The sequence below is a fragment of the Pseudomonas sp. GW821-FHT07F05 genome, from assembly GCF_059418765.1.
Map to the genome: position 1 here is coordinate 161,693 of NZ_JBWKQL010000009.1, position 22,793 is coordinate 184,485.

Below are 22,793 nucleotides of genomic sequence, written 5' to 3' on the forward strand. Positions count from 1 at the left end.
CTACTCAAATACAAAATCTTGAATGAAAGGCAGCGCACCGTACCTGCCAGCAAGATAACCCTCTTCAAGGTTCTCTCTTCCTTTACGCGGACTGAAATCTGTCAGTGGGTAGAGATGCGTAGCCTGACTATTATCTTTCTCACAGAACCAGATTTGATCTCTACGGAAAATATTTTGATCGAGTATTGATGTCTCGTGCGTGGTAAATACTAGCTGTGCATTGTTCGGGTTTGTAATATCACTGTTAAAGAACTGGATTAAAAACTTAACGATAGTAGGATGCAGGCTATCATTCAGTTCATCGATAAATAAGATTCGGCCTTTTTCTAAAACTTCGAGCCACGGTCCTGAAAATGAAAATAGCTTTTGCGTTCCGTTTGATTCGTCATACAAATCAAATTCCACGGTGATGCCGTCACTTGTCTTATGGAGCATTTTCACATTAAAAATGTCCCGATCTTTAGCTGACTCCAAAATCTGGTTCTTCACCTCAGCTGGAAGCGAGTCGGGCAGATGCTCTGCGGAGAATTTTTCAGCTTCTACATCAATGTCGGCAATATCCAGATCTGCGGATTTTAAAAAGCGTAAAACTTCATTTTTAGACTTTTCATTGGTGCAGAGTTTTGCGGTGTAATTGTCAGTAAACCCATTGATGGAAGCGACTCTAAGAGTGTTTTTGAACCAGTTATAGATAGGCTTAAGCTGCTTGCTATTCAGCTTTACGGCGGTTGTAAGAAAAAGAGAGTCTTCGCGTGTTGCATCCTGCCAAGTCTTTTTCAAGCCTGACAAAGCGCTGCCGAAGTCCCATTCATGCTTGCCAGCTACGGCGTTCCATTCGCGCAAAAACCACTTCTGCGCTCTGCCGTTAGGAAAAGCAATTAGCCACTCATCATGGAATTGAACAGAATCGGAGGTGAAACCATATACGTATTTTACTCCCGCGATGATGAAAACAACCTCAAACTCGGAAGGCGTATCACTGGTGGTGGCGTCCAGCATAAACGGGTCAGAAAACACACCGTCTGTACGGTCATCCGAGGCTACTACCAACTCCCGCATCGCAGACATGCTTCGAATAACGTTCGTTTTTCCTGCAGCGTTCGCGCCGTAGATCACGGCGGACCGTAACAGCGACGTTTTGCTGGGCTCAGCCGTCGTGAAAGTATTGGAATTTAGGAGCTCATCCCCTTTCGCCGTTACCATGCTCAGCGTTTGTTCGTCGCGAATGGAGCGCCAGTTCCGCACCTTGAATTGAACCAACATTATAATCCCTCGATTTACATCGCGCTTTTTGACAAAAATTGTCGAAACGGCGCGTGAGAAAACTTTAGCATGGGCTTTTGCCGTCCGGCTGACTTTTTTTATTAGGGGGAACGCATTCGGCAAAGCGTCATGTCTTGCAGCGATCTAGACCTCTCAGCCGGGCTGTTCGATGGCTAGGGCGCGCGCGCGATACGGGCGCTGGAGCCGGAACCTCAAAGCCCTTACCGCCCGCTTACCTAGACGGTAAGGGCTTTTTTTATTTACTCCGCCTGGATCAGATCCGGCTGAGCGAACAGCCAGCACTTGACGGTGACTTTCCTGATAACGCTGTCTACCGCCTTTAGATCGATGAATCGCGGGTTCACACTGCTTTTCAACGCGGTTGTAACCCCAGAGCCAAGCACGATCGGTATGCCATGCTGGGCAAATAGCTCGGCCAAGTGCGGCATGTTGAGGGCTACCAGGTTGGGTCTTTTCGAGTGGTTGTAGGCCACACCCTTCGCGTCGAGCTGCAGGAGCGCAGCCCAAAAGTCGGCAACAACATCAGCCTGGGCAGGCTCGACGCGGCCCAGCCCTTCCAGATCCGGGACCGCCAGGCCCAACGACTCCGACAAGCGAGTGATCTCAGTTCCGAGCGCGTCCCGCATAACCTTATTACGGCTGCGCATCAGCTCTTTCATCAGGGCAAAGCGATGCTTGGACATGCTGATCTGCTGAGCAATCGTGACCGCACCAGGACGAGTGGCGACGCCTTTGCTCCAGTAGTTCCAAAGCACCTCGTCGCATTCTTCCTGGTACTGCACGATTTTGTCGCGCAGCTCGGGCGCCACCTTGTTGGGGCTGATGGAGTAGAGCCAGGCTGCGAGCTTGCGCAGTGGCAGACAGGTCATTCCGTACTGTTTTCCGTCAACGCCAGTTGTGGTGATTTCCGCCATAACTGAACCGAACTTCACGCCCAGCTTGGCGTGTTGGCTTTTCCAGTCCAGCCCCATGTTGGCTACGACCGGCTTCATCGCCACGTAAGGTTCGCCGTCTTTACCTACCAGCACCACGGTATCGCCGTGGAATGCAACGGGCATCAATTGGGTATTCATCGTCGTGTCCCTTCAGTCTTTAGATGCGGCGTTGATTGCCGGTAGCGGAGCGAATGACGCGATTCAGATCAGTGCAAATACCGTCGAGAAAGCCCGCCAGCATTTGCGGCTGATACAACCCGGGGTGATCGGCCTGCTGGGCAAGCGCATGCACCAGGGCAAGCGAGTCTCGGGCCCGTTCCAGATCGAACAGATCGTCCTCAGTGAGACCGTAGGGCTTTCTCATTGGGCACCACCGTGCGTTTCGAGAACGCGCACCTGGAGCATGTGATGGTTGTAGCGCTTGAGGCGGGTGGACAGCGAGGAGTCAGCGTGCAGCGCGGCGAGAGCCATGCGGCGGTGGGCAAGTGCGCGGATTTTAGACGGAATAAGGGCGGTCATTGTGTAGATCCTTTTGCGAAATGGATCTGCCACCAAGCGTCGCCAAACGATTGGGTGGCAGCTGTACGAGGGTTGGCGAACCGGGGCAAAAGGAACCCGGCAGACCCGAGGGTCTCCCGCGCACAGCCGCCATAACACGGAACTGCGGGCATAAAAAAAGCGCCTGCAGTAGTGAAGATGGGCGCTGTTGCGCCTTTTGCTGATCGGGTCGCCAAACCCGTGTCGCTGAATTGGCAGCGACGCCCGTAATGTATTACTTGAGGGTGATACCTTGCAAGAACTATCCGCGTACACAAGGCACCGCGCGCCCGGCAGCAGGGGCCGTGCTTGCCCTTCACTCAACTCAGTCCCACAGCTGATCCGCAGCGGCTGGTGGGGCCGTCCGGCCTGGTCCTTTTTTTTCGCCTCATTTTGGTGCGCCAGCCGGCTCGGCAGGGCCGTCTTCACCTGGCGCGCGCCGTCGTCCCCCCGCCACGCCTGCGGGCTAAATAGGTCTAGTTTTCTGCGCACCTGCAGACCTCTCCCCGCAGCCCACGCCGGGCCTCTCCTACGCGAATTGGAGCTGAGAAAACCCTGCAGATCCCTGCACGCCTCCCCATTTTTGAACGGCCTGTAGGCGCGATCTCTGGGGACTGTTTCTAGGTTCAGCCATGGGAAAAGGGTTAGTTTTTATTTGAGGCCCTGCGCAAGAGGCCAAGCCCAATAACGACGGGGGATAGACGCTTATTTTGCGAGGTTAGAATGGGGTTAGGTGAAATAGGGGGTAGTGGTTAGGTATTTGATTTATAAAGATATTTTATTCTTGATTTCTTACAGTTAGAAAAGGTTAGTTCCTAACCTATCCTGTCTATAAAACTAACCCACATCGAAACTCTACAGCCCTTTAAATCCGTGACTTCCAGAGACGATAGGCAAAAACTGCCTTAACTAACCGGTTTCCCATGGGTCAACCTAAACCGGGCCCAATGATGCTTCATGGCTGCTTGTCATGGTCACTCATCTCTCTACATTTGCGCATTCATTCCACACACGCAGCGCCGCTAGTCTCATAGGTGTAGCTTCCCCCCAAAACAGCCTGGAGGGTGCATCAGGTGTCATTCCAAGCTATTCATAGAAGGCCGCGGGGTCTAGGTCTTCGTGTTTTGGAGCGCTTTTCAATAACGCTTGGAATATTCCCGCTTTTTCTTTTTCATCTGTCAGCGCAGATTCAGCAAGAAAGCAAGAGATTGAGAATTCGAACTCAACATTCGATAGCTCTGTCCAAATTCCAGATGTATCGAAGTTGCTGAGATACTGGCGAAGAGTAATATCCTGGCCGGACTGCTTTGGGTCTTCCAAGCGGCTTAATTTTACCGCTTTGTCTATTTTTTTATGGTCCGGCTCTGTGTCGAAATTGATCGGCAGTGAATTCATGAGCGCACTGCCGATTCGATCATAAAAATCTATATTGCCATTCATGAATGGCCCTATAGTCTGAAGGTTATAGTCAAGAAAGCCGAAGGTGAGGCCGGGGAGCAGTTCATCCAAGTAATCAGCGAGTGTAGTAACGTCCTTTTTAGCAATTACTTTGGCGAGCTGAGCGGTCGGTTCTTTTAAAAATTTCATCACGTAGTGGCGGTAGTAGCGTGACGTATCAATGGATGTTAGGAATTCCAGTACGTTGCCCCACAACCCGTGATTGTTATATGCGCTTTCATAGAAGTCAGCAGCTGTTTCTTCTTTCAGGTTTTTAACAAAAGACGCTGCGTGATAGTCCAATATGCTTTTGTGTAAAAAGGTGGTGGTGTCCAAGCCCTCTTCCACCATAAGGCAAGCCACTTTGACGATGTCATTTCTAAACGTATCTAGATCGCATGCGCACTCTGGGGCATAGCTAATGGCGTCGTCGAACGCACGTTCAAAACCAGAATTATCAAGAGAGCGTCGCCCCCCCATGCGTACCGTCATGAAACAAAAGGTGTCGAAAAGGTGTTTTAATTTCCTTTCTGACAGGCCGCTGTAATGCTGACGATTGAATCCGGCTTTTAGTCGATCATGTTTTGTAAATACAATCCCAAAAAGTTTTTCGAAGAACTCCGATAGTGTCGAAGGTATCTCCTTTTCAGTTTGGTACACGATGACTACCAGTGTCAGCATAAGCGGGGTGCTGATTACACCCTTAATGTTTTCGCTGCAGTCATTAAGAGCTTCAACCACATCGAAGCGTTTACTTCGCGCGGTGATGAGTTTTGATATAAACGGGTCATAGTCGTCTTCAGTTAGCCCGACGAGCTCTAGTACTTGAAATCCGTTGGTATTTTGTATGTGGTTTCTGGGGCGGCTTGAGATGATTATCTTAAGATCAGGGCAGCGTGTCTGAATATGGCCTAGTTCATAAATGACATCGGACACGCACTCGCTGGGTATCTCGTCAAAGCCGTCCAGCAACAAAATTATCTTTCCGCTGTCTGAAAGATAATCCAATGTCGCTTGCCCGCCTTCTAAGCTAAGTGTCTCGAGAAAAGAAAAAATGGCATTTAAAAGCGAGCGTTTTGAAGTGATTGTTCTGAGTTCTATGAAAACGGGGATTAACACCCCATTGCCTAGAGTCAATGCCGAGCTCGCTAGGTGTCTCATAAAAATCGACTTGCCCTGACCCACAATCCCCTCGATTACGAGGTTGCCTGCAGGAAGGTGGGTGATGTCAGTGGTAGGGATGAGCTCCGGCTCCACTCCAGCCGCTACCTTCGTCTGAAGCTTTGACGGGAAGTAAAAGTGCCGCAACGAGACTTCCGCCTCCGGTGACCAGATCGTCTTGACCTTCTCAATCCTGCCGAGAGCCACGCATGCTTTCTTGATGCCCGCAGCAGTGCTCCACCGACTGAGTCCGCTCTGGACGTATCCTTTGGCTCCTTTATAGAGATCTGCAAAAAGAGGCGTGAGGAGTTTAGTCAAAGCAACAGTCGTCAGAGTAGCGGTCATAACAATTCCTTTGTTTACGCAGCTAGAGACGATGGGGTGCTGTACGAGGACTCGCAGGATCCCACCTGGATAGCATGATGCTTGTTACGTCAGTTGTTACGCGTCGGTCAAAAAAAAGGGCTTGCATCGCTGCAAGCCCTTGTTTTGTATGGTGCCGGCACCAGGAGTCGAACCCGGGACCTACTGATTACAAGTCAGTTGCTCTACCAACTGAGCTATACCGGCGTTGTGGGCGCTGATTATAGGGATTTGATCTGGCGAGTAAAGCCCTAATTTCAGTTTTTTCGCGGCCCTTATGCCGGAAGGTGATTACCGTTATTCACAATCAGCACAAGCCGAAGGCGACGATCGGTCGAATTCAGGAACCATTCTCAATCGTTCGCAAGCTACTGTTTTAGCGCCAATTTTATGCTGGCCAAAAAATGAACAAATGGTTACATCCCCTCCAGCGCAGGATTTCCGGGCGTTGGCTGAAATTTCATCAACAGACTTATCCACAGGTTCGGGCGTCAAAAAATGCTCAAGGCCGTTCTGCAAGAATGAGCAGATTCCGCGGAGTGACTTTGCTGTCGCAGAAGGTGCCGATCTGCACGTCGTACCCGCACTCAGTCAGATAAAGCGCGCGGTCGAGGATGAGCCACATTTCCAGCGGTCGGCGGAAGAGGTTGCGCAGCAATTCGAGGTTGCGCACTTCGGCCAGGCGCGCCCATCCCGCTGCTTCAAGGGCGGTCCAGTCCTGACTCCCCGGGGAGGGCAGTTGTTTGAGTTCGGCGAGATCGCGGCAATAGTCGGCGAAGGGTTTGTCGAGCCAAGCGCTGGGCAGCGAAGGCGTTGGCAGATAGTCGTCCACACCGCGTAGCTGTCGCTGCAGCAGGTCGAAGCCGAGGCGTCGGGCCATGGAGGTGTCGCGTTGGCGGCGTACGCGGGCGCCGGCGGTGACGGTTTCGCTGAGGGGCAGGCCGAGGTCGTCGATGGAGAGCGTAAGCGCGGACGCTTTGCCCAGCTGGGAGATCGGCACGTATTGCTCGCCTTCGATGCGGTTGTAGCAGCAGGGCGCAATGGCCAGTTGTTGGCAGCGCGCGTCGCTGGCGAGGTGCATGAGGCGCACATGAAGGTCGCCGCAGGCGTGGAGGGCGACGGGCGTGTGATGGGCTTCTAGACGCGCAGCCGCATCGTCGGCCATGACGTCCTGGTGCAGATGGTTCGCGGTGATGTTCAGTTTGTCGCTGAGTTGCCGTCCCGCTTCAACCAGTTGCGCATCGTATTCCAGGCAGGTCAGGGCTTGGCCGCCATGGGCGAGGCGCCGACCCAGGTGGCCTTTGCCAGAGCACCAATCAAGCCAGTGGGTTGGCTGTCGCTGAAAGCTCAAGCGGCTGGCGAAGGCTTCGATCTGTTGCCACTTGCGGCCGGGCACGTCGACGCTCATGCGCGATGACACGGCTTCCAGGCTAGCGAGCGGCAGGGCGTCGATCTCGCTTAACGCCTTCGACTGTAAAGCCAGCTGAGCAAACGGCTGCGGCGCATCGAGCTGTTCGGGGTGGTTGTGTGCCGCTTCTGCCTCTTCCAGGGAACGTTGTCGCAGCCAGCGTGACAGCTCCGGGTGCTGCGATTCCCACGGCAGATGGCGATGGGTGAAGGGCCGTGGGCGCCACAGGGCCTGATGCTCCAGCAGGAAGGCATCAAGCGCGGCGAATTGGGATTGGAGTTGTGGGGGGGTGAGTGGCATTGGGGTTATGGCAGTTGAGCGGTGATGTGCAGCATACGGTGATTCAGGGGCAGGGCGGCGCTCATCCGGCATGGAAATCTATGGCGGCTGAGCTGCCGCCTTCGTGAGCAAGCTCACTCCCACATGGACCGTGTTTAATGCGCGATACCCCGGCGTCTGAACGACGGGGGATCTCCGCTAAGATGCGCCTCGGTCCTCAGCGCCCTTGGCTCGCATCCACCCGCAAATACCGCTCCAGCAGTTTGAAGCCTTGCACCAGCACGAACGACATCACCAAGTAGATCAACCCGGCGATGAGGAAAGTCTGCTCCGGCATGTAGGTCCGCGCATTGATGGTGCGGGCCATACCGGTGATGTCGAGCAGGGTCACGGTGCTCGCCAGCGCGCTGGCCTTGAGCATCAGAATGACTTCGTTGCTATACGCGGGCAGGCCGATGCGTGCCGCGCGGGGCAGGATGATGTACAGCAGCGCTTTGCCTTTGGACATGCCCAGTGCGCGAGCCGCTTCGATCTCGCCGGGCGGCACGGCCTGAATGGCGCCGCGCAGGATCTCGGCGATGTAGGCGGTCGTGTGCAGCGTCATGGTCAGCGCCGCGCAGAAGAACGGATCGCGCAGGTACGGCCACAGCGGACCTTTGGTGACGACGTCGAACTGCGCCAGGCCGTAATAGACCAGAAACAGCTGCACCAGCAGCGGCGTGCCACGGAAAAAGAAGATGTAGGCGTAGGGCAGCGCCCGCACGTAGGCGCTACGCGAAGCGCGTGCGATGCCCAGCGGAATGGCGAGGATGAGGCCGGCAATCACCGCGACGGCGACCAGTTCCAGCGTGACGGTGGCGCCGTGCAGCAGTTTCGGCAGCCATTTGAGGACGAATTCCCAGCTCATGACGCACTCCTCGCAAAGCCCACCGACGCGCGTTTTTCCAGCCAAGCCAGGCCGATCATCGACAGCGCGGTCATGCACAGGTACATCAGCGCCGCGACCATATAGAAGGTGAAAGGCTGCTTGGTGGAAGTGACGGCGATCTGCGCGTGACGCATGACTTCCTCAAGCCCGATGACCGAGACCAGCGCGGTGTCCTTCATCAGGATCATGAACAGGTTGCCCAGCCCTGGCAGCGCAATGCGCCACATCTGCGGCATCACCAGCTTGAAGAAGATGCGCGAGCGCGACATGCCCAGCGCCAGACCGGCCTCGCGATGGCCTTTCGGGATCGAGAGCATGGCGCCGCGAAACACCTCGGTGGCGTACGCGCCGAAGCACAGGCCCAGGGCAATGACGCCGGCAGCGAAAGCGCTCAGCGACAGGTTCGGAATATCGAATAGCTTGCCGATCGCCCGCATCGAGCTGACCGTGCCGAAGTAGATCAGCAATACCCACAGCAATTCGGGGATGCCGCGCACCAGTGTGGAATAGGTGCCGCCCAGCCACTGCAAGGCACGATTCGGCGAAGTCTTCGCCAGCGCCCCGAGCAGGCCGAGGACGAGACCCAGGCAGAGGGCCGACAGCGCAAGTTGGAGGGTCATCAGCATGCCGGCGGCCAGGGCCGGGCCGAATCCATAGAGATCGAAGTTCATGGCGTTGTTTGTCTAAAGGACAGACGCCGCCGTCTGCATGAGCAAACGGGGGCGATGGTCAGGCAGGTCAGAGGATGCTGAACGGGAAATACTTGTCGTTGATCTTCTTGTAGGTGCCGTCGGCGATGATTTCTTTCAGCGCTTCGTTGAGCTTGTCGCGCAGCGGATCGTCTTTGCGCACGGCGATGCCGATCTTGTCGTCAACCGGCAGCGCGTCACCCTTGAACTCGAAGCTCTGGCCTTCCTTGCCTTTCAGCCACTCGTAGCTGGCGTATTTGTCGCCGAGCAGTGCGTCGAGGCGGCCCGAAGCCAAGTCGAGAAAGGCGTTTTCCTGGGAGTCGTACAGCTTGACGGTCACGTCGTCGCCCCAGTTGTCTTCCAGCCACGTGCCGGACAGGGTTGCGCGTTGGGCACCGATGGTCTTGCCTTTCAACGTCTCCTTGATCGCGGCAAGGTCGCCACTGAGGTTAGTGGTTTTAGGCGCGACAAACTGCAGCTTGTTGGAGTAGTACGGAATGGTGAAGTCGACCGCCTGCTTGCGTTCTTCGGTGATCGACATCGACGAGATCAGGAAGTCGAACTTCTGCGCGTTCAGCGCTGGAATGATGCCGTCCCAATCGGAGGTGACGGTTTCACAGGTCACTTTCATCTTCGCGCACAGCGCGTTGCCGATCTCCACGTCGAAGCCCACGACCTGACCGCTGGCGTCCTTGTTGTTGAACGGCGGATAGGCGCCTTCGATGCCCATTTTCAGGGTGTCGGCAGCAAAGGCGCTGGATGCCATGGCCAGGGTGGCGGCAGCGGCCAACAGAATGTTTCTCAGGGTCTGCATCGATGTTGCTCCGTTAGCGATTGCTGGACATGAATTGTTTGCAGCGCGCCGACCGTGGGTCATCGAAGACCTGCTCTGGCGAACCTTGTTCTTCTACCAGCCCTTGGTGCAGGAAAACCACTTCGCTGGACACCTGCCGGGCGAAATTCATTTCGTGGGTCACCATCAACATGGTTCGGCCTTCTTCGGCCAGGCCACGAATAACACTAAGCACTTCCTGCACCATCTCGGGATCGAGGGCAGACGTGGGCTCGTCGAACAGAATGACCTTGGGCTGCATCGCCAGCGTGCGTGCAATGGCGGCACGTTGTTGCTGGCCGCCCGACAACTGTGCCGGATAGGCATGACGCTTGTCGGCAATACCCACTTTGGCCAGCAGCGCTTCGGCAACTTCAGTGGCCTCGGCCTTGCTCTGCCCCAGCACGCGACGCGGCGCCTCGGTGATGTTATCGAGGACGGTCATGTGCGGCCAGAGATTGAAATTCTGAAAGACGAAGCCGATCTCGCTGCGCAGGCGGTTGATCTGACGGTTGTCGGCGGCGATCAGTTCACCCTTGCGGGTGGCTTTGAGCTTGAGCTCTTCGCCAGCAATGAGAATCTGCCCCTGATGGGGATTCTCCAGCAAATTGATGCAGCGCAGCAGCGTCGACTTGCCTGAGCCGGAGGAACCCAGAATCGAGATCACGTCGCCATCGCGCGCACTCAGCGAGATGCCCTTGAGCACGTCGAGTTCGCCATAGCGCTTGTGCAGATTGCGGATTTCCAGGGCGGGCGTGGCCTCGGCCATGTTCAGTCCTCGTGTGTTCGGTGGGTTCATCGGGTTGGCCAGTTGGACGCCACTTGGCGGTAGCGACAGTCGAACTGTGCGAAGGCTTATGAAGATGAGCTTGATGGGCGCCGGCTCAGAATGCCTTTGCGCAAAAAGGGCGCGATGGTGCCAGCTTTAACCGCCGTGGGGAAGGGTGTTTCGGCCACGGGCGCGATCGGCGGCTGGTCTTGTGCGCTTATTTGGTGCCATTTCGTTTTAAATGTGTATTTTCGGTGCGGCCAATCGTCTCCCTCCTGTTGCGCTCGGTAACGTTTCCTACACGACTGGCGAATTGCTATTGCATTCATGGACTTGCGGAAATCGTCTGCAACGGCCGTATCCCGCTGCGACGTCGTATCTGAAACATCCTGGCGTAATTCTTGCGTAAAAAATAAATAACAGAGCTGTTGTGTTCTCTTTACGAAGAGCCGCCACACGTCCTGATCCGTACAAAAATCCTTCTAAGGTTGGTTCCATGAGCAGCACACCCAACGCTTCAAACCTTGAACAAGGGCTCAAACCGCGGCACATCACCATGCTGTCGATCGCCGGCGTAATCGGCGCCGGCCTCTTCGTAGGCTCCGGTCACGCGATTGCCGAAGCCGGGCCGGCCGTACTTCTGGCCTACGGCGCTGCAGGTACGCTGGTGGTGCTGGTAATGCGCATGCTGGCGGAAATGGCCGTCGCTTCGCCTGACACCGGTTCTTTCTCGACCTACGCCGATCGCGCGATCGGGCACTGGGCCGGCTTCACCATCGGCTGGTTGTACTGGTGGTTCTGGGTGTTGGTCATTCCGCTGGAAGCCAACGCCGCCGCGACGATTCTCCACGCGTGGTTCCCGAACGTGGCGATCTGGGCGTTCACGCTGGTGATCACTCTGCTGCTGACCGCGACCAACCTGTTCAGCGTGAAGAACTACGGGGAGTTCGAGTTCTGGTTCGCGCTGATCAAGGTCATTGCGATCATTGGCTTCGTGCTGCTGGGCATTGCGGCGGTGTTTGGTCTGCTGCCGAACAGCCAGGTCAGCGGCGTCAGCCACTTGTACGACACGCAGGGCTTCCTGCCTAACGGCATGGGTGCGGTGCTCGCAGCGATGCTGACCACCATGTTCTCGTTCATGGGGACCGAGATTGTCACCATCGCGGCAGCTGAATCGAAGAATCCCGGTCAGCAAATCACCAAGGCCACCAACTCGGTGATCTGGCGGATCTGCCTGTTCTACCTGCTCTCGATCCTCCTCGTCGTCTCGCTGGTGCCGTGGAACGACAGCCGTCTGGCTGAAGTGGGCTCGTACCAGACCGTGCTTGATCTGATGGGCATTCCGAACGCCAAGCTGATTGTCGACATCGTCGTGCTGGTCGCCGTGACCAGTTGCCTGAACTCGGCGCTGTACACGGCTTCACGCATGCTCTTCTCCCTCGGCAAACGTGGCGACGCGCCTGCTGTTTCCCAGCGCACCACCAAAGCCGGCACGCCTTACTGGGCAGTGCTGCTGTCGACCGGTGCCGCGTTTGCCGCCGTGTTCGCCAACTACGTCGCACCCGCAGCGGTGTTCGACTTCCTGCTGGCAAGCTCGGGCGCGATCGCGCTGCTGGTGTACCTGGTGATCGCCGTCTCCCAGCTGCGTATGCGCCGCAAGCGTGAAGCAGCAGGCCAGGCCATCGACTTCCGCATGTGGCTGTTCCCGGGCCTGACCTGGGCGGTGATCGTGTTCATCGTCGCCGTACTGACCATCATGCTGTTCCAGGAAGGCCACCGCATGGAAATCATCGCCACCGGGCTGCTGAGCATCCTGGTCGTGGCGGCCGGTTTGATCGTCTCGAACCGTCGCAAGGCGGGGAAGGCTGGAAAGGTTGTGATGAATTGATGGGGGAGTGAGTCGGTTGTGACCGACCGCTGTCGAGAAGCCGCTATCAGGGATGATGGCGGTTTTTTTTGTCTCGACGGTTGGGTCACGGTGGGAGGTTCAGCGTCTTAGCTCATCCTGCCCAGCACCGATCTCCCGCGCACCTGATGCAGCACCACCGCCGCCAGATGCAGCGCCACCAACCCTGCCAACACGGCACACAGAACGTGATGCACCTGATGCAGCTCCAGCAGCGCGATCTTTGAGTGGATGAGCTGTGGCAGCGGCACCAGCGCCAGCAGCATGACCGGATGGCTCATCATCAGCACCCCGGTAATCAATACGCCAGCCACCACTGCATAGATCGCCTTGTGCGCAGCGCTCGCCAGTCGCGCCTGGATGTTTTTAGCGGAGTGCCGCGCTGGGGCTTTGATCGCCAGCCACAACCGCCAGACGAAAAACGGAATAAACAGGCTGGTCAGTTGCGGATTGAACGACTCGACCCACTGCCGAAATGGCTCGTTCTGATCCAGCAATGCCACGCCGAAGCCGCTGAAGGTCGCCCACAGGATGACGGCCGCAGACAGCCAATGCAGCAAGATTCGGGTTCGGGAGTAAGGGCTCGTTTCGCCTGAAGCCGGTTCAGGCGAAGGAGTGTTTGGGAGTGTCAAAACGGCCAGCCTTTAGTTGAGAAGGAGTTGCATTCTCGTAATGGCGCAAAGCTACCGTTTTGACCGGGGTCATGTAAATCAAAAAACGTTTTAAGAGCGCCCGCCTGCACCCTGCGCGTTCTTTTTCTGCAGGATCACCGACGCTTCGTTGTAGGCGGTCTGGAAGGCGTCGCTGCCGATCCATTCAACGGCCGAGTCTTCGTCTTCCTCATGGAAGAGCCCGCGGTAGGTGATCAGCAGACCCATCATGAAGTCGGTTGCAGGCTCCTCGTCTTCCTCGGCAATCACCAGCTCCAGCACCGGGTACTGAAGGAAGACCACGCACATCGCCAGCAAACTGATCGATTCAGCCTGCTTCATCGCTTCGAACAGGTCGTCGAAATCCGCCGGGTCGAAGCCGTTCTCTTCGATGTCTTTGAAATCGAACGTGCTCAGGTCGATCTCGACGTCATCAAAGGGCTCGTTGACGAAGGCATGATTGAGCACCGGGTGAATGACGCTCGGCCGGGCCTTGCCGGAACGGTTCTGCTTGGCCTTGGCCTTTGCCCGTTGGGCGCGTTTTTGCTGTTTGTCGGGGGAGGCCATGACGGCGGTTCCTTGTGCGGTGCAGCCATTCGCATGGCCCAGATCATCGGGCGCGTATTGTATTCAGTCTTGTGCCGGTTCGTCGTACTTGTTGCGGTCGATCACCAGCATCTCCATTGTGGATTCCATCTCTATCTCGCCGAGCACGGCGCGGAAGGCTTCATAGAAATCGTCGTCGTGGATGCGCGCTCGAACGGTCGCCTCATCCAGTCCGTGGGCCCACATCATGTAGGAGCCCAGCGTGTTCACCAGGACGTCGAGGTAGTTGTCGAAGTCGATGTCGTAGAGAGCGTGGGCCGCTATCGGACCTCTGGCGAAGGCATCGAGTAGATCGAGGAAGCCTTGCTGCTCGGCACGCTTGAGCACTTCGTAATGGGCGAGGCGTTGTTCATGAGACGGCTCTGGCGCAGGGGACTGATAGACCTCCGTCAACAGCATTTCGTCCTCAGTGATCGACATCCCGATGTCCTCGCCCCTGATCACCGCCGCCATCGCCTCCCGCTCTTCCTCGTCCATTGTTTCGAGGATGTCGGGCTCTACGAAATTCTTGAGCAGGGTTTCGTCGTCGAGCAGCTCGGCTTCATCGTCCGAGAAGAAATCAGGCATGAAGTAGTCCGGGACGATCGGGTCGGGCGTCTGCGGGTGCTGGCGGGCGACTCGCTGCTCTTTGGCTTTGGTCTTGGCGCGCTTGGCTCGTTTCTGTTGCTTGCTGACAGATGCCATCACGAAGTCCTCTAGTCGGCTCAAGCCTGCAATGTTAATAAATCACGCCCAATAAAAAACCCCTGAATATTTCGATGCAGGAGTTTTTGGGTATTTGTGGTGCCCGGAGACGGAATGGCGAGGGGTAAGCATGGCGCCGCGTTACATTTTCAATTGCTCAAACTTCCCGGGCGCTGAAAATTTCCAGGCCACCTTAAATGCCGACCCGCCCGATATCAGTTCTGCCTGCCGAATGATGGCAGGCCACCATCGGACAAGATTTTCAGCCTTACTCCAGTAGGTCGTTTGACCCCATTGCCTCGCGAGACAGAAAACCGGGAGTCCGCACTCTCTGAAGGCCTGCCGCTAGGCGTTTCCCTTGGAGAACTTGTCTTGCGACACCACCGCCCACCCGCCTTCGGCAGTGAGGTCGGTAATCCAGTGGATGTCACTTGTGTCCGCTGGGAACCTGTCCCTGAGCGAGACGACGACATGGCCTTCGCCGCTGCAAAGCTCGTGCAAGGCTCTGGCAATGGACGGTGGAAGATTGTTATCGATCAGAAAATTCAAGCAGCAATCCTGTGCTCATAGGTCACCGCAGCGTCCACTGCCGCGGTGGGAATTTCGAAAATCACAGACACACGTTTTGCGTCCTGGCCTTCCGCCAGATAAGCCTGATAAATCGACGCCGTATCGACACCAGCGGAGGAGAGCACCGGTTTTCCAAAGTTACGGTTGGGGTCGAGCACAATTGCCTTGCTGCGCTTGACCGGATACCAACGCTGCGCCTTTCCCTCACCCGTATAGTCAATGCCCTCATACAGCGAAGGCGCGATTACCTGCCTGAATGCGTACTGACGTTTCGCCAGATCCAGGATCGCCTCGTCGCCAGTCTCGTCAAACACAGTGGCGAATATGCTCCTGCCGTCAGTCTGGAATCTTCTGCAGGTGAACGGATAGTGCTGGTGAAAAATTTCCTTGGCCTGTCTGGATGCTGCGCGAATAGCTTGAAGGCTTACGCCGTGCTTTCGGAAGGCATGGACAAATCTGATCTCGAGCAGGTCGTGGAAGCCAAGCAGCTTCTCATCGTTGACGCCCAGCTCAGGTAGCCACAGACCGGAATGCTCCACGCCATCCGCTTTATAGCCGAAGAGCCATCTGCGAATATCCTTGGCGGGAATGCCCGTGTAGAGGGCTGCTTCTGATGGCGTGTATACGCCGACTCCAATGAGGCGGCTCGACGTTTCGATAGTCTTCATGCACACCTCCCGTGTCCGTGGTTGCTCAAGAAGTGCATTCTGAGGTTGATCAGGGTCTCGTTCAACTGATCTTGGGCGAGCGCTTAGGGGAAAATTGTAAAAAGCCGGTGCGTGGCGAATAGGAATTCCTTGTGCCTGTCCATCCCGGCGCCTGCCACCCGCCGGTAGTTCTACCCTATCAAGATTTAACGACGGCAGCCGATGTGTGGGTATGAGCATCCCGCTGGACATACTCTGAGTTGAATCTCCCTTGCCCAGTCCAGCACCGTCGTTTTAGTCCTGCTCGATGCTTCTCCGAGAGGCTACTTCACCCACTTGAGATTGAATCCATGCGAATCACTGTACCGGTACTGCTTTTAGGAATGCTTGGCGCTCAATGCGCGCTGGCGGCTGGGGATGGAACATCCGCAGTGGGCGGAGGCATAGGCGGTGCGCTTGGGAATGTCATTGGACAGCAAATGGGTGGAAGCACCGGCGCGGCGGTTGGTGCTGGTGTCGGCGGAGCCGCTGGCGGGGCTTTAGGCGCCAAAAGAGGAAGCAAGACCGAAGCGGCTATCGGCGGCGGGTTGGGATCAGCGGGTGGGTCTGTCATTGGTAACCAGTTGGGTGGCTCAACAGGGTCAACCATAGGTGCCGGCTTGGGCGGTGCTGCCGGAGGCGCAGTGGGTAGCAACTTGGCAGATGACGGCGGCAACAATCGATCTCACGGCAAGCGAAATGGGCACAAGAAAAACAAGCATGATCGATAGCCCGGCGATCTGCTCCCATACCTCCAATCGCGCGATTTGAGCGACGACACAGCGCGATTATCGGAGACGTCGGCCAGCACCTGGGCGTCTTCACGCAGATCCGGCTCTGAGCTCACGAATCCATTCACATCTATCCAGGATTACATGGAAACGGTGGGGAACCGTGAAAAGCAAAAAGCCCGCACGAGGCGGGCTTCTTGTGTGTTTCCAGGTGTGCTTGGCATCACCTGAAAACGAAAGGTGGTGCCCAGAGACGGAATCGAACCGCCGACACGGGGATTTTCAATCCCCTGCTCTACCGACTGAGCTATCTGGGCAACGGGGCGCATTAAACGTGTTTTTCAGGAGGTCGTCAAGCATGGTGTCGAAAAAAATCTGAATTATTTCCTCCGCTTACGACGACCACTGTCTGCAAAGGCTTATTCGGCAGGGGGAACGTAGCCGTCGGCCTTGGCGTATTCCTCGCCGGACAGGTATTTGTCCATCTCGGTCTGCAGGAATTTGCGATCTTCGGCGTTCATCATGTTCAGGCGGCGCTCGTTGATCAGAAGGGTCTGGTGTTTCTGCCAGTCGCCCCAGGCTTTCTGCGAGACATGGTTGTAGATGTCTTCACCTTTGGCGCCCGGATACGGCGGACGGTCCAGGCCAGGCAATTCTTCTTTGTATTTGCGGCACATCACGGTGCGGGTCATGAGGACTCTCCTGCATTCAATACGTCGGCTGCGTGTTTCAGCAGTTTCTTCACCGGGGCGGCAAGGCCCAGGCGCGGCGGGGTGGCGAGGTTATACCAGAGCCAGTCGTCCTCGGCCACGCGATGGGCGGACTCACGGACCCGGACCAGCCAGGGTTCGATGCTCAGCTGAAAGTGGCTGAAGGTGTGGATCAGGCCCGGCAAGGCTTGATGCTCGCCCAGCTCAAGGGCGTGCTGATTGGCCAGATGCTGCATGTCGTTGAAGTCGTCCAGTTCCGGCAGGCTCCATAGTCCGCCCCACAGCCCTGTCGAAGGGCGGCGATAAAGCAGAATCGCGCCTTCCTGGTTGGCGAAGATGGGCATCAAGGTGCGTTTTTGCGGCACGACCTTACGCGGTTTCGGTATTGGATAGCGGGTTTCCTGGCCGAGCATGTGCGCCTCGCAACCGCGCTCAAGGGGGCAGAGCAGGCAGCTGGGTTTGGTCCGGGTGCAGAGCGTGGCGCCCAGGTCCATCATCGCCTGGGTGTAGTGATTGACCCGGCTGTGCGGCGTGTAGCGCTCGGCCGTGGCCCACATCTGCTTCGCCACCTTGGGCTCGCCGGGATAGCCTTCCTGGGCGGTGAAGCGGGCTAGTACGCGCTTGACGTTGCCATCGAGGATCGGCGCGCGCAGGCCCATGCTGATACTGGCAATCGCGCCTGCCGTCGAGAGGCCGATACCGGGCAGCTCGACGAGCTTTTCCACGTCGCGGGGGAATTCACCGCCGTGCTCGGCCACCACGATTTTCGCGGCTTTCTGCAGGTTGCGCGCGCGGGTGTAGTAGCCCAGCCCGGTCCACAGATGCAGGACCTCATCTTCCGGTGCTTCGGCCAGAGCGTGCACCGTGGGCAGCGCTTCCATGAATGTGTCGAAATAGCCAAGCACCGTGCTGACCTGGGTTTGCTGCAGCATGATCTCCGACACCCACACGCGGTACGGGGTGATGTCGTGTTGCCAGGGAAGATCGTGACGGCCGTGGCGGTCGTACCAGTCGAGAACGGCGGAGGAGAACTGCTCGGGTTGCATCAAGGCTTCCGGTGATCAAAAGATGTTGGGTTGCTATATACGTCGCCAGACGCCGCGCTGTGGGAGGTCAGCCAAAATGAATGTGGGAGTGAGCTCACTCCCACAACTGAACGGCGCGGCGCCTGTTAGTCAGGGTTAACGCTTGAACAATCCCTTGATCGCATCCTTGAGCTCGGGACTGACCTTGTCCCCCAGCTTTTCATCGATCTTGTCGCCAATCCGGTCGCCTGCCAGTTTCGCGGCGACTTTGCCCAAGCCGTCGTTATCCAGGCGACAGGCCTTGGCGCCCATTTCAAGCGGGCCACGGCAGAGCACCGGCCATTCGATGCCGACAAAACGCGGGTTCACTTCGCAGGCCGGATCCGGCATGTCGCTCTTGTCGCCTTCGATGATCACCCCGACGCGGTAATTCATGCCCATAACACGCAAGTCGATGTCGCCATCGCCGTTGACGGTCAAGCCCGGTGTGCGGACTTTCAGGTCCGGGTTGCTAGCCACGCCGTTGCGGAACACCAGATTGCCATTCAACTGCTGGAACGGCGTGTCCTTGCCGCGCGGTTCGCCACTCAAGCTCTTGCGATTAAGCGTCGAAATGCCACGGCACAGCTGCTGCTCGAGGTTAGCGTTGACCAGTACGCCGTCGTTCAGCGCGAAACTGGCGGTGCCGTTAAGGCTCTCGACCAGCGCCTTCTCGCTATTGCCTTTGGCGGTAACATCGCTGGTGAGGTTGAGCAGTCCGCGCAGAGGCGGCGTGGTGCCCTGGCTCTGAATGAAGTGCTCCACCGGCACCTTGGCGATATGCGTCTGCACGCTGGCCAAGGGCACTTCGGGACGCGCGTCGAGATTGCCTTTGACCTCGAAATTGCCGTTGTACAAATCGCCGCGCAGGCTGTCGACCGTGATCACGCCATCGAGCGCAGAAGTCTTCAGCGCCGCATTCTGGATCGGCAGTTTTTCCAGCGTCAGCTTGCCGAAACTCAGGTCGGCGTCGACATCCAGTTTGCGCAGGCGCTCGAGGGGCAGAAGCTTCGCGTCGCTCCATGCACCTTGGGTCGGCTGGTTCGGCAGCGGCGAAGTGCCCGAGGCCACCATGGCTTCGGCCTCGGCACCTTGAACTTCTGCTCTGCGCGCGGCGCCGGCGCTCTTCGCCTGTTCACCCTCGGGCACGCGGTAGCGGTCGGCGTTGAACGTATCGGCTTTGAGTTGAAGGCGCAGGGACTGTTTGGCGAAGTCTTCCACAGCGACATGGCCGATGATGGTGCTGTCGTCGAGTTTCACCGTCAGGTCATCCAGCGAGACGCTGTTGGGCGTTGCCGCGATGCGGGTGACCAGTTCCAGTTTGTTCAGGCTGCCGTCACCAAGGGCTGGCGCAGGCTGGCCGATGTTATCGAGGAAGTCGCGCAGGTTGAACTGTGCAATCGAAATGCCGCCTGTGAGCTGCGGCGTCTTGTCCAGATCACGAACGTGCAGCTCGCCAAGGGCGCGCAGTTGATTGGCGGACAGCTTCAGATTGGTCCATTCCGCGACGTTGGCGGACATGTCTGCCAGCAACTGGCCCTGGGCCGAGAACGTCAGCGTCTTGCCCTGCAGCGGATCGCCCGTCACATCGCCGGAGAAACGCATGTCGTCGAGCTGGTAACGCTTGAGCACGCGATCAAAACGCAGCTTGCCGGTCAGTTCGGTTTTGGTGCGCACGACGGGTTGGTTGGTGCTGAGGAATGCGGTGAGTTTCAGCGGGATGTCAGTCGCGTTGTGGATCGGCCCCGTGCTCAACTGGATGCTCTCGGCGCTGAATTGCCGGGCCTTGGGAATATCGTTGAAATCGATCCGCGCGTTGTTCACGGTCAGGCTGTCGATGTCCAGCTTGAGCGGCTGCCACTGCTTGTCGGGCTTGGCCGACGCGGTATCAGCTGGCGCATCCGGCGTGGCGGGGGGCTGGGCTGGATTGGCCGCGGTGGCAGGCACTTTGCCGATGTCTTCCCAGTTGCCGTGGCCGTTTTCGTCGCGGGTCAGCGTCAGGTTGAGGCCCTCGACGCGCACGTCGCTCATCTGCACTTCCTTGCGCAGCAGCGGCAGCACACGCACGGACAACCCGAGCATCTGCAAGTCGGCGAAGGGTTTGGTCGGCTCGCTCAAGGTGGCGACGCTGGCGTCGTGCAGCTCCAGGCCCAACCACGGAAACAGGCTCCAGCCAATATCGCCATTGAGCGTCAGCTCGACGTGGGCGCGATCGCGAACCAGTTTTCGAATCTCGTCTTTGTAGTCGTTGGGATCAAAAAAGTGGGTCAAGGCAAAGCCGAGAGCCACGATGATCAGCAACAGCCCGAGAAGGGTGAGCCCCAGGATTTTGCCGAACGCTTTCATGGGCGAGTCCTTGTGTCGAGTCGTTCAAAATTTAGCCCGCGAGTATAGCGTTCTCAGGCAAGCACCGGGTTTTGGATCGCCACCGACGCCGTCGTTCGAATTGGCAGCGCCCGGCACAGTGACAAACGGCGCGAAAAAGGTAATAGCAGAATGCTTTCTTTTGGGCTGCAAATGGTAATCTCGCGCCATTCGCCAGCCTTGCTGCGTCGAATTGTCACGTAAAGAGATGTCCTGCCGATAAACCACCGAGGCCTGCGTGCTTTAAGAGTGGTGGCGGAACTATGTCGCTGTTCTTGCGGGATACAACTATAAATTGGGGGCAACAATCAAATGACCACGAGCACTGTTCTGGGCGGTACTGCCGCTCAGCCTGCGTTCTTGTCCAAAGAGCGCATTATCGCCAAACGCGGTTTCAACCGTTGGCTGGTTCCGCCAGCTGCATTGGCAATCCACCTGTGTATCGGCATGGCCTACGGCTTCTCGGTGTTCTGGCTGCCGTTGTCCAAGGCAATCGGCATCAAGACCGCTGTTGCCTGCCCGGCTGACATGGGTTTCTTCGAGCAAGTCATTTCGTCCAGCTGTGATTGGCCGATTTCCATGCTCGGCTGGATCTACACCCTGTTCTTCATTTTCCTGGGTTGCTCCGCAGCCATCTGGGGCGGCTGGCTGGAACACGCAGGCCCGCGCAAGGCGGGTGTCGTCTCGGCGCTGTGCTGGTGTGGCGGTCTGCTGATCTCGGCCCTGGGCGTTTATACGCACCAGATCTGGCTGATGTGGATCGGCTCGGGCGTGATCGGCGGTATTGGTCTGGGCCTGGGCTATATCTCGCCGGTTTCGACGCTGATCAAGTGGTTCCCGGACAAGCGCGGCATGGCGACCGGCATGGCGATCATGGGGTTCGGCGGTGGCGCGATGGTTGGCGCTCCGTTGGCAACCGCACTGATGAGCCACTTCGCTACGCCTGACAGCGTTGGCGTCTGGCAGAGCTTCGTGGTGATGGCGGTGATTTACTTCATCTTCATGATCGGCGGCGCACTGTCCTATCGCGTTCCGCCGACTGGCTGGAAACCTGAAGGCTGGACCGCTCCGGCGAAGAAAGCCAACAGCGCGATGATCACCAACCGCCATGTGCACGTCAGTGTTGCGTGGAAAACGCCTCAGTTCCGTCTGGTTTGGCTGGTGCTGTGCCTGAACGTTTCGGCAGGCATCGGCATCCTCGGCATGGCTTCGCCCCTGCTGCAGGAAGTGTTCGGCGGCAAGCTGCTAGGCACCGATCAGCCGTTCGGCCAACTGGATGCCTCGCAACTGGCGGCCATCGCGGCGATCGCGGCCGGCTTCACCGGTCTGCTGAGCCTGTTCAACATCGGCGGTCGTTTCTTCTGGGCTTCGTTCTCGGACTACATCGGCCGTAAAGCCACCTACTTCGTGTTCTTCGCGCTGGGCTTTTTGCTCTACGCGTCGGTGCCGACCCTGGGTCACCTGGGCAGCGTTGCGCTGTTCGTGGCGGCGTTCTGCGTCGTGCTGTCGATGTACGGCGGCGGTTTCGCGACCGTTCCGGCTTATCTGGCTGACCTGTTCGGTACGCAAATGGTCGGTGCGATCCACGGTCGTCTGCTGACCGCGTGGGCTGCCGCTGGCGTGCTCGGCCCTGTGCTGGTGAACTACCTGCGGGAGTATCAGTTGAGCCACGGCGTTGCACGGGCCGATGCTTACGACATCACCTTGTACATCCTTGCGGGTCTGCTGGTGCTGGGCTTTATCTGCAACCTGCTGGTGCGTCCGGTGGCCGACAAATACTTCATGACCGACGAGCAATTGAAGGCTGAGCAAGCCATCGGTCACGATGCCGGTGCCGACCACAGCACCTCGCTGGAATGGAAAGCGGACCCGAGCACCAAGCCGTTGGCGATTCTGGCCTGGCTGGCAGTGGGCATTCCGTTGGCGTGGGGCGTGTGGATCACTCTGCAGAAAACTGCGGTGCTGTTTCACTAAAACCATGGCGGGATCGGCCTGAAGATTTCAGGCTGACCCGTTAGTGTGAGGGTGGGGGCGAGCTTGCTCGCGAAGGCGGTCAGGCAGTCGGCAGATATGTCGAATGTAAGGACCTCGTCGCGAGCAACCTCGCTCCCACTTTTTTTGCCGAAATGTATTCGCTTGTACACACATGTCTATCCCATGCGGCCCGCATTCCCTCGGTCCGGCATTGCTCGCTTCATGT

Annotated in this window: 20 protein-coding genes, 2 tRNA genes and 1 pseudogene; 3 read left to right on the top strand and 20 right to left on the bottom strand. The window is 57.4% G+C overall.

The features are described 5' to 3' along the window. From AC07RO_RS18975 to AC07RO_RS19025, 11 genes are all read right to left on the bottom strand, one after another. The gene (locus AC07RO_RS18975) at nt 1-1,263 is read right to left on the bottom strand and encodes an AAA family ATPase (RefSeq protein WP_495086808.1); all 1,263 of its coding nucleotides are present in this window, start codon (nt 1,261-1,263) and stop codon (nt 1-3) included. 260 nt (nt 1,264-1,523) lie between these two features. Then, nucleotides 1,524-2,357, bottom strand: coding sequence for a phage antirepressor N-terminal domain-containing protein (locus AC07RO_RS18980; RefSeq protein ID WP_495086809.1), 834 nt, complete (start codon nt 2,355-2,357; stop codon nt 1,524-1,526). A gap of 19 nt (nt 2,358-2,376) precedes the next feature. Then, nucleotides 2,377-2,583, bottom strand: coding sequence for a hypothetical protein (locus AC07RO_RS18985; protein WP_037016330.1), 207 nt, complete (start codon nt 2,581-2,583; stop codon nt 2,377-2,379). Next, a complete protein-coding gene (locus AC07RO_RS18990) occupies nt 2,580-2,738 on the bottom strand; it encodes a hypothetical protein (protein WP_162835411.1) in 159 nt (52 codons plus the stop codon). The genes AC07RO_RS18985 and AC07RO_RS18990 overlap by 4 nt, the downstream gene beginning before the upstream one ends. A 1,104-nt stretch (nt 2,739-3,842) precedes the next feature. Next, on the bottom strand, nt 3,843-5,699 hold the full coding sequence (locus tag AC07RO_RS18995) for an NACHT domain-containing protein (RefSeq protein ID WP_495086810.1): 1,857 nt from the start codon (nt 5,697-5,699) through the stop codon (nt 3,843-3,845). 149 nt (nt 5,700-5,848) lie between these two features. Further along, nucleotides 5,849-5,924 (bottom strand) — tRNA-Thr (locus AC07RO_RS19000). Between the two features lie 295 nt (nt 5,925-6,219). Continuing rightward, nucleotides 6,220-7,425 (bottom strand): methyltransferase, encoded by a 1,206-nt coding sequence (locus tag AC07RO_RS19005; protein ID WP_495086811.1) that lies wholly within the window; start codon nt 7,423-7,425, stop codon nt 6,220-6,222. Nucleotides 7,426-7,621: 196 nt separating this feature from the next. Next, nucleotides 7,622-8,311: an ABC transporter permease gene (locus tag AC07RO_RS19010; protein WP_495086812.1), complete on the bottom strand. Its 690-nt coding sequence runs from the start codon at nt 8,309-8,311 to the stop codon at nt 7,622-7,624. Beyond that, nucleotides 8,308-9,003, bottom strand: coding sequence for an ABC transporter permease (locus tag AC07RO_RS19015; protein ID WP_065987400.1), 696 nt, complete (start codon nt 9,001-9,003; stop codon nt 8,308-8,310). Before AC07RO_RS19015 ends, AC07RO_RS19010 begins: the two co-directional genes overlap by 4 nt. A 67-nt stretch (nt 9,004-9,070) precedes the next feature. After that, nucleotides 9,071-9,835: an ABC transporter substrate-binding protein gene (locus tag AC07RO_RS19020; protein WP_192171305.1), complete on the bottom strand. Its 765-nt coding sequence runs from the start codon at nt 9,833-9,835 to the stop codon at nt 9,071-9,073. 13 nt (nt 9,836-9,848) lie between these two features. Continuing rightward, a complete protein-coding gene (locus AC07RO_RS19025) occupies nt 9,849-10,622 on the bottom strand; it encodes an ABC transporter ATP-binding protein (protein WP_495086813.1) in 774 nt (257 codons plus the stop codon). A gap of 496 nt (nt 10,623-11,118) precedes the next feature. On the opposite strand from AC07RO_RS19025, the gene gabP reads away from it, so the two are divergent. Further along, a complete protein-coding gene (gabP, locus tag AC07RO_RS19030) occupies nt 11,119-12,510 on the top strand; it encodes a GABA permease (protein ID WP_192171303.1) in 1,392 nt (463 codons plus the stop codon). Nucleotides 12,511-12,617: 107 nt separating this feature from the next. Here gabP and AC07RO_RS19035 read toward each other — a convergent pair whose 3' ends face one another. The 5 genes and pseudogenes from AC07RO_RS19035 to AC07RO_RS19055 form a co-directional block, all read right to left on the bottom strand. Continuing rightward, nucleotides 12,618-13,160, bottom strand: a complete 543-nt coding sequence (locus tag AC07RO_RS19035; protein ID WP_495086814.1) for a cytochrome b — start codon at nt 13,158-13,160, stop codon at nt 12,618-12,620. A 90-nt stretch (nt 13,161-13,250) separates the two neighbouring features. Beyond that, a complete protein-coding gene (locus AC07RO_RS19040; protein WP_346628017.1) occupies nt 13,251-13,745 on the bottom strand; it encodes a hypothetical protein in 495 nt (164 codons plus the stop codon). A 63-nt stretch (nt 13,746-13,808) separates the two neighbouring features. Then, entirely contained in the window at nt 13,809-14,468 is a 660-nt protein-coding gene (locus tag AC07RO_RS19045; protein ID WP_495086815.1) for a hypothetical protein, read from the bottom strand. Nucleotides 14,469-14,609: 141 nt separating this feature from the next. Then, a pseudogene (locus tag AC07RO_RS19050) lies at nt 14,610-15,017 on the bottom strand (PIN-like domain-containing protein). Then, nucleotides 15,014-15,706: a MerR family transcriptional regulator gene (locus AC07RO_RS19055; protein WP_205485148.1), complete on the bottom strand. Its 693-nt coding sequence runs from the start codon at nt 15,704-15,706 to the stop codon at nt 15,014-15,016. The pseudogene AC07RO_RS19050 and the gene AC07RO_RS19055 overlap by 4 nt, the downstream one beginning before the upstream one ends. Nucleotides 15,707-16,035: 329 nt before the next feature. On the opposite strand from AC07RO_RS19055, the gene AC07RO_RS19060 reads away from it, so the two are divergent. Next, on the top strand, nt 16,036-16,455 hold the full coding sequence (locus AC07RO_RS19060; protein WP_495086816.1) for a glycine zipper domain-containing protein: 420 nt from the start codon (nt 16,036-16,038) through the stop codon (nt 16,453-16,455). A gap of 241 nt (nt 16,456-16,696) precedes the next feature. Here AC07RO_RS19060 and AC07RO_RS19065 read toward each other — a convergent pair. The 4 genes from AC07RO_RS19065 to AC07RO_RS19080 all read right to left on the bottom strand — a co-directional run bounded on the left by AC07RO_RS19065 (nt 16,697) and on the right by AC07RO_RS19080 (nt 20,575). Beyond that, nucleotides 16,697-16,772 (bottom strand) — tRNA-Phe (locus tag AC07RO_RS19065). Between the two features lie 102 nt (nt 16,773-16,874). Further along, nucleotides 16,875-17,147, bottom strand: a complete 273-nt coding sequence (locus AC07RO_RS19070) for an oxidative damage protection protein (protein ID WP_192130801.1) — start codon at nt 17,145-17,147, stop codon at nt 16,875-16,877. Continuing rightward, nucleotides 17,144-18,211, bottom strand: a complete 1,068-nt coding sequence (mutY, locus tag AC07RO_RS19075; protein WP_495086817.1) for an A/G-specific adenine glycosylase — start codon at nt 18,209-18,211, stop codon at nt 17,144-17,146. The genes AC07RO_RS19070 and mutY overlap by 4 nt, the downstream gene beginning before the upstream one ends. Nucleotides 18,212-18,346: 135 nt before the next feature. Further along, complete coding sequence (locus AC07RO_RS19080) at nt 18,347-20,575, bottom strand: AsmA family protein (protein WP_495086818.1); 2,229 nt, start codon at nt 20,573-20,575, stop codon at nt 18,347-18,349. A gap of 330 nt (nt 20,576-20,905) precedes the next feature. Here AC07RO_RS19080 and AC07RO_RS19085 point away from each other — a divergent pair, with 330 nt between their 5' ends. Then, nucleotides 20,906-22,567, top strand: coding sequence for an OFA family MFS transporter (locus tag AC07RO_RS19085; RefSeq protein WP_346629451.1), 1,662 nt, complete (start codon nt 20,906-20,908; stop codon nt 22,565-22,567). Nucleotides 22,568-22,793: the final 226 nt, after the last annotated feature.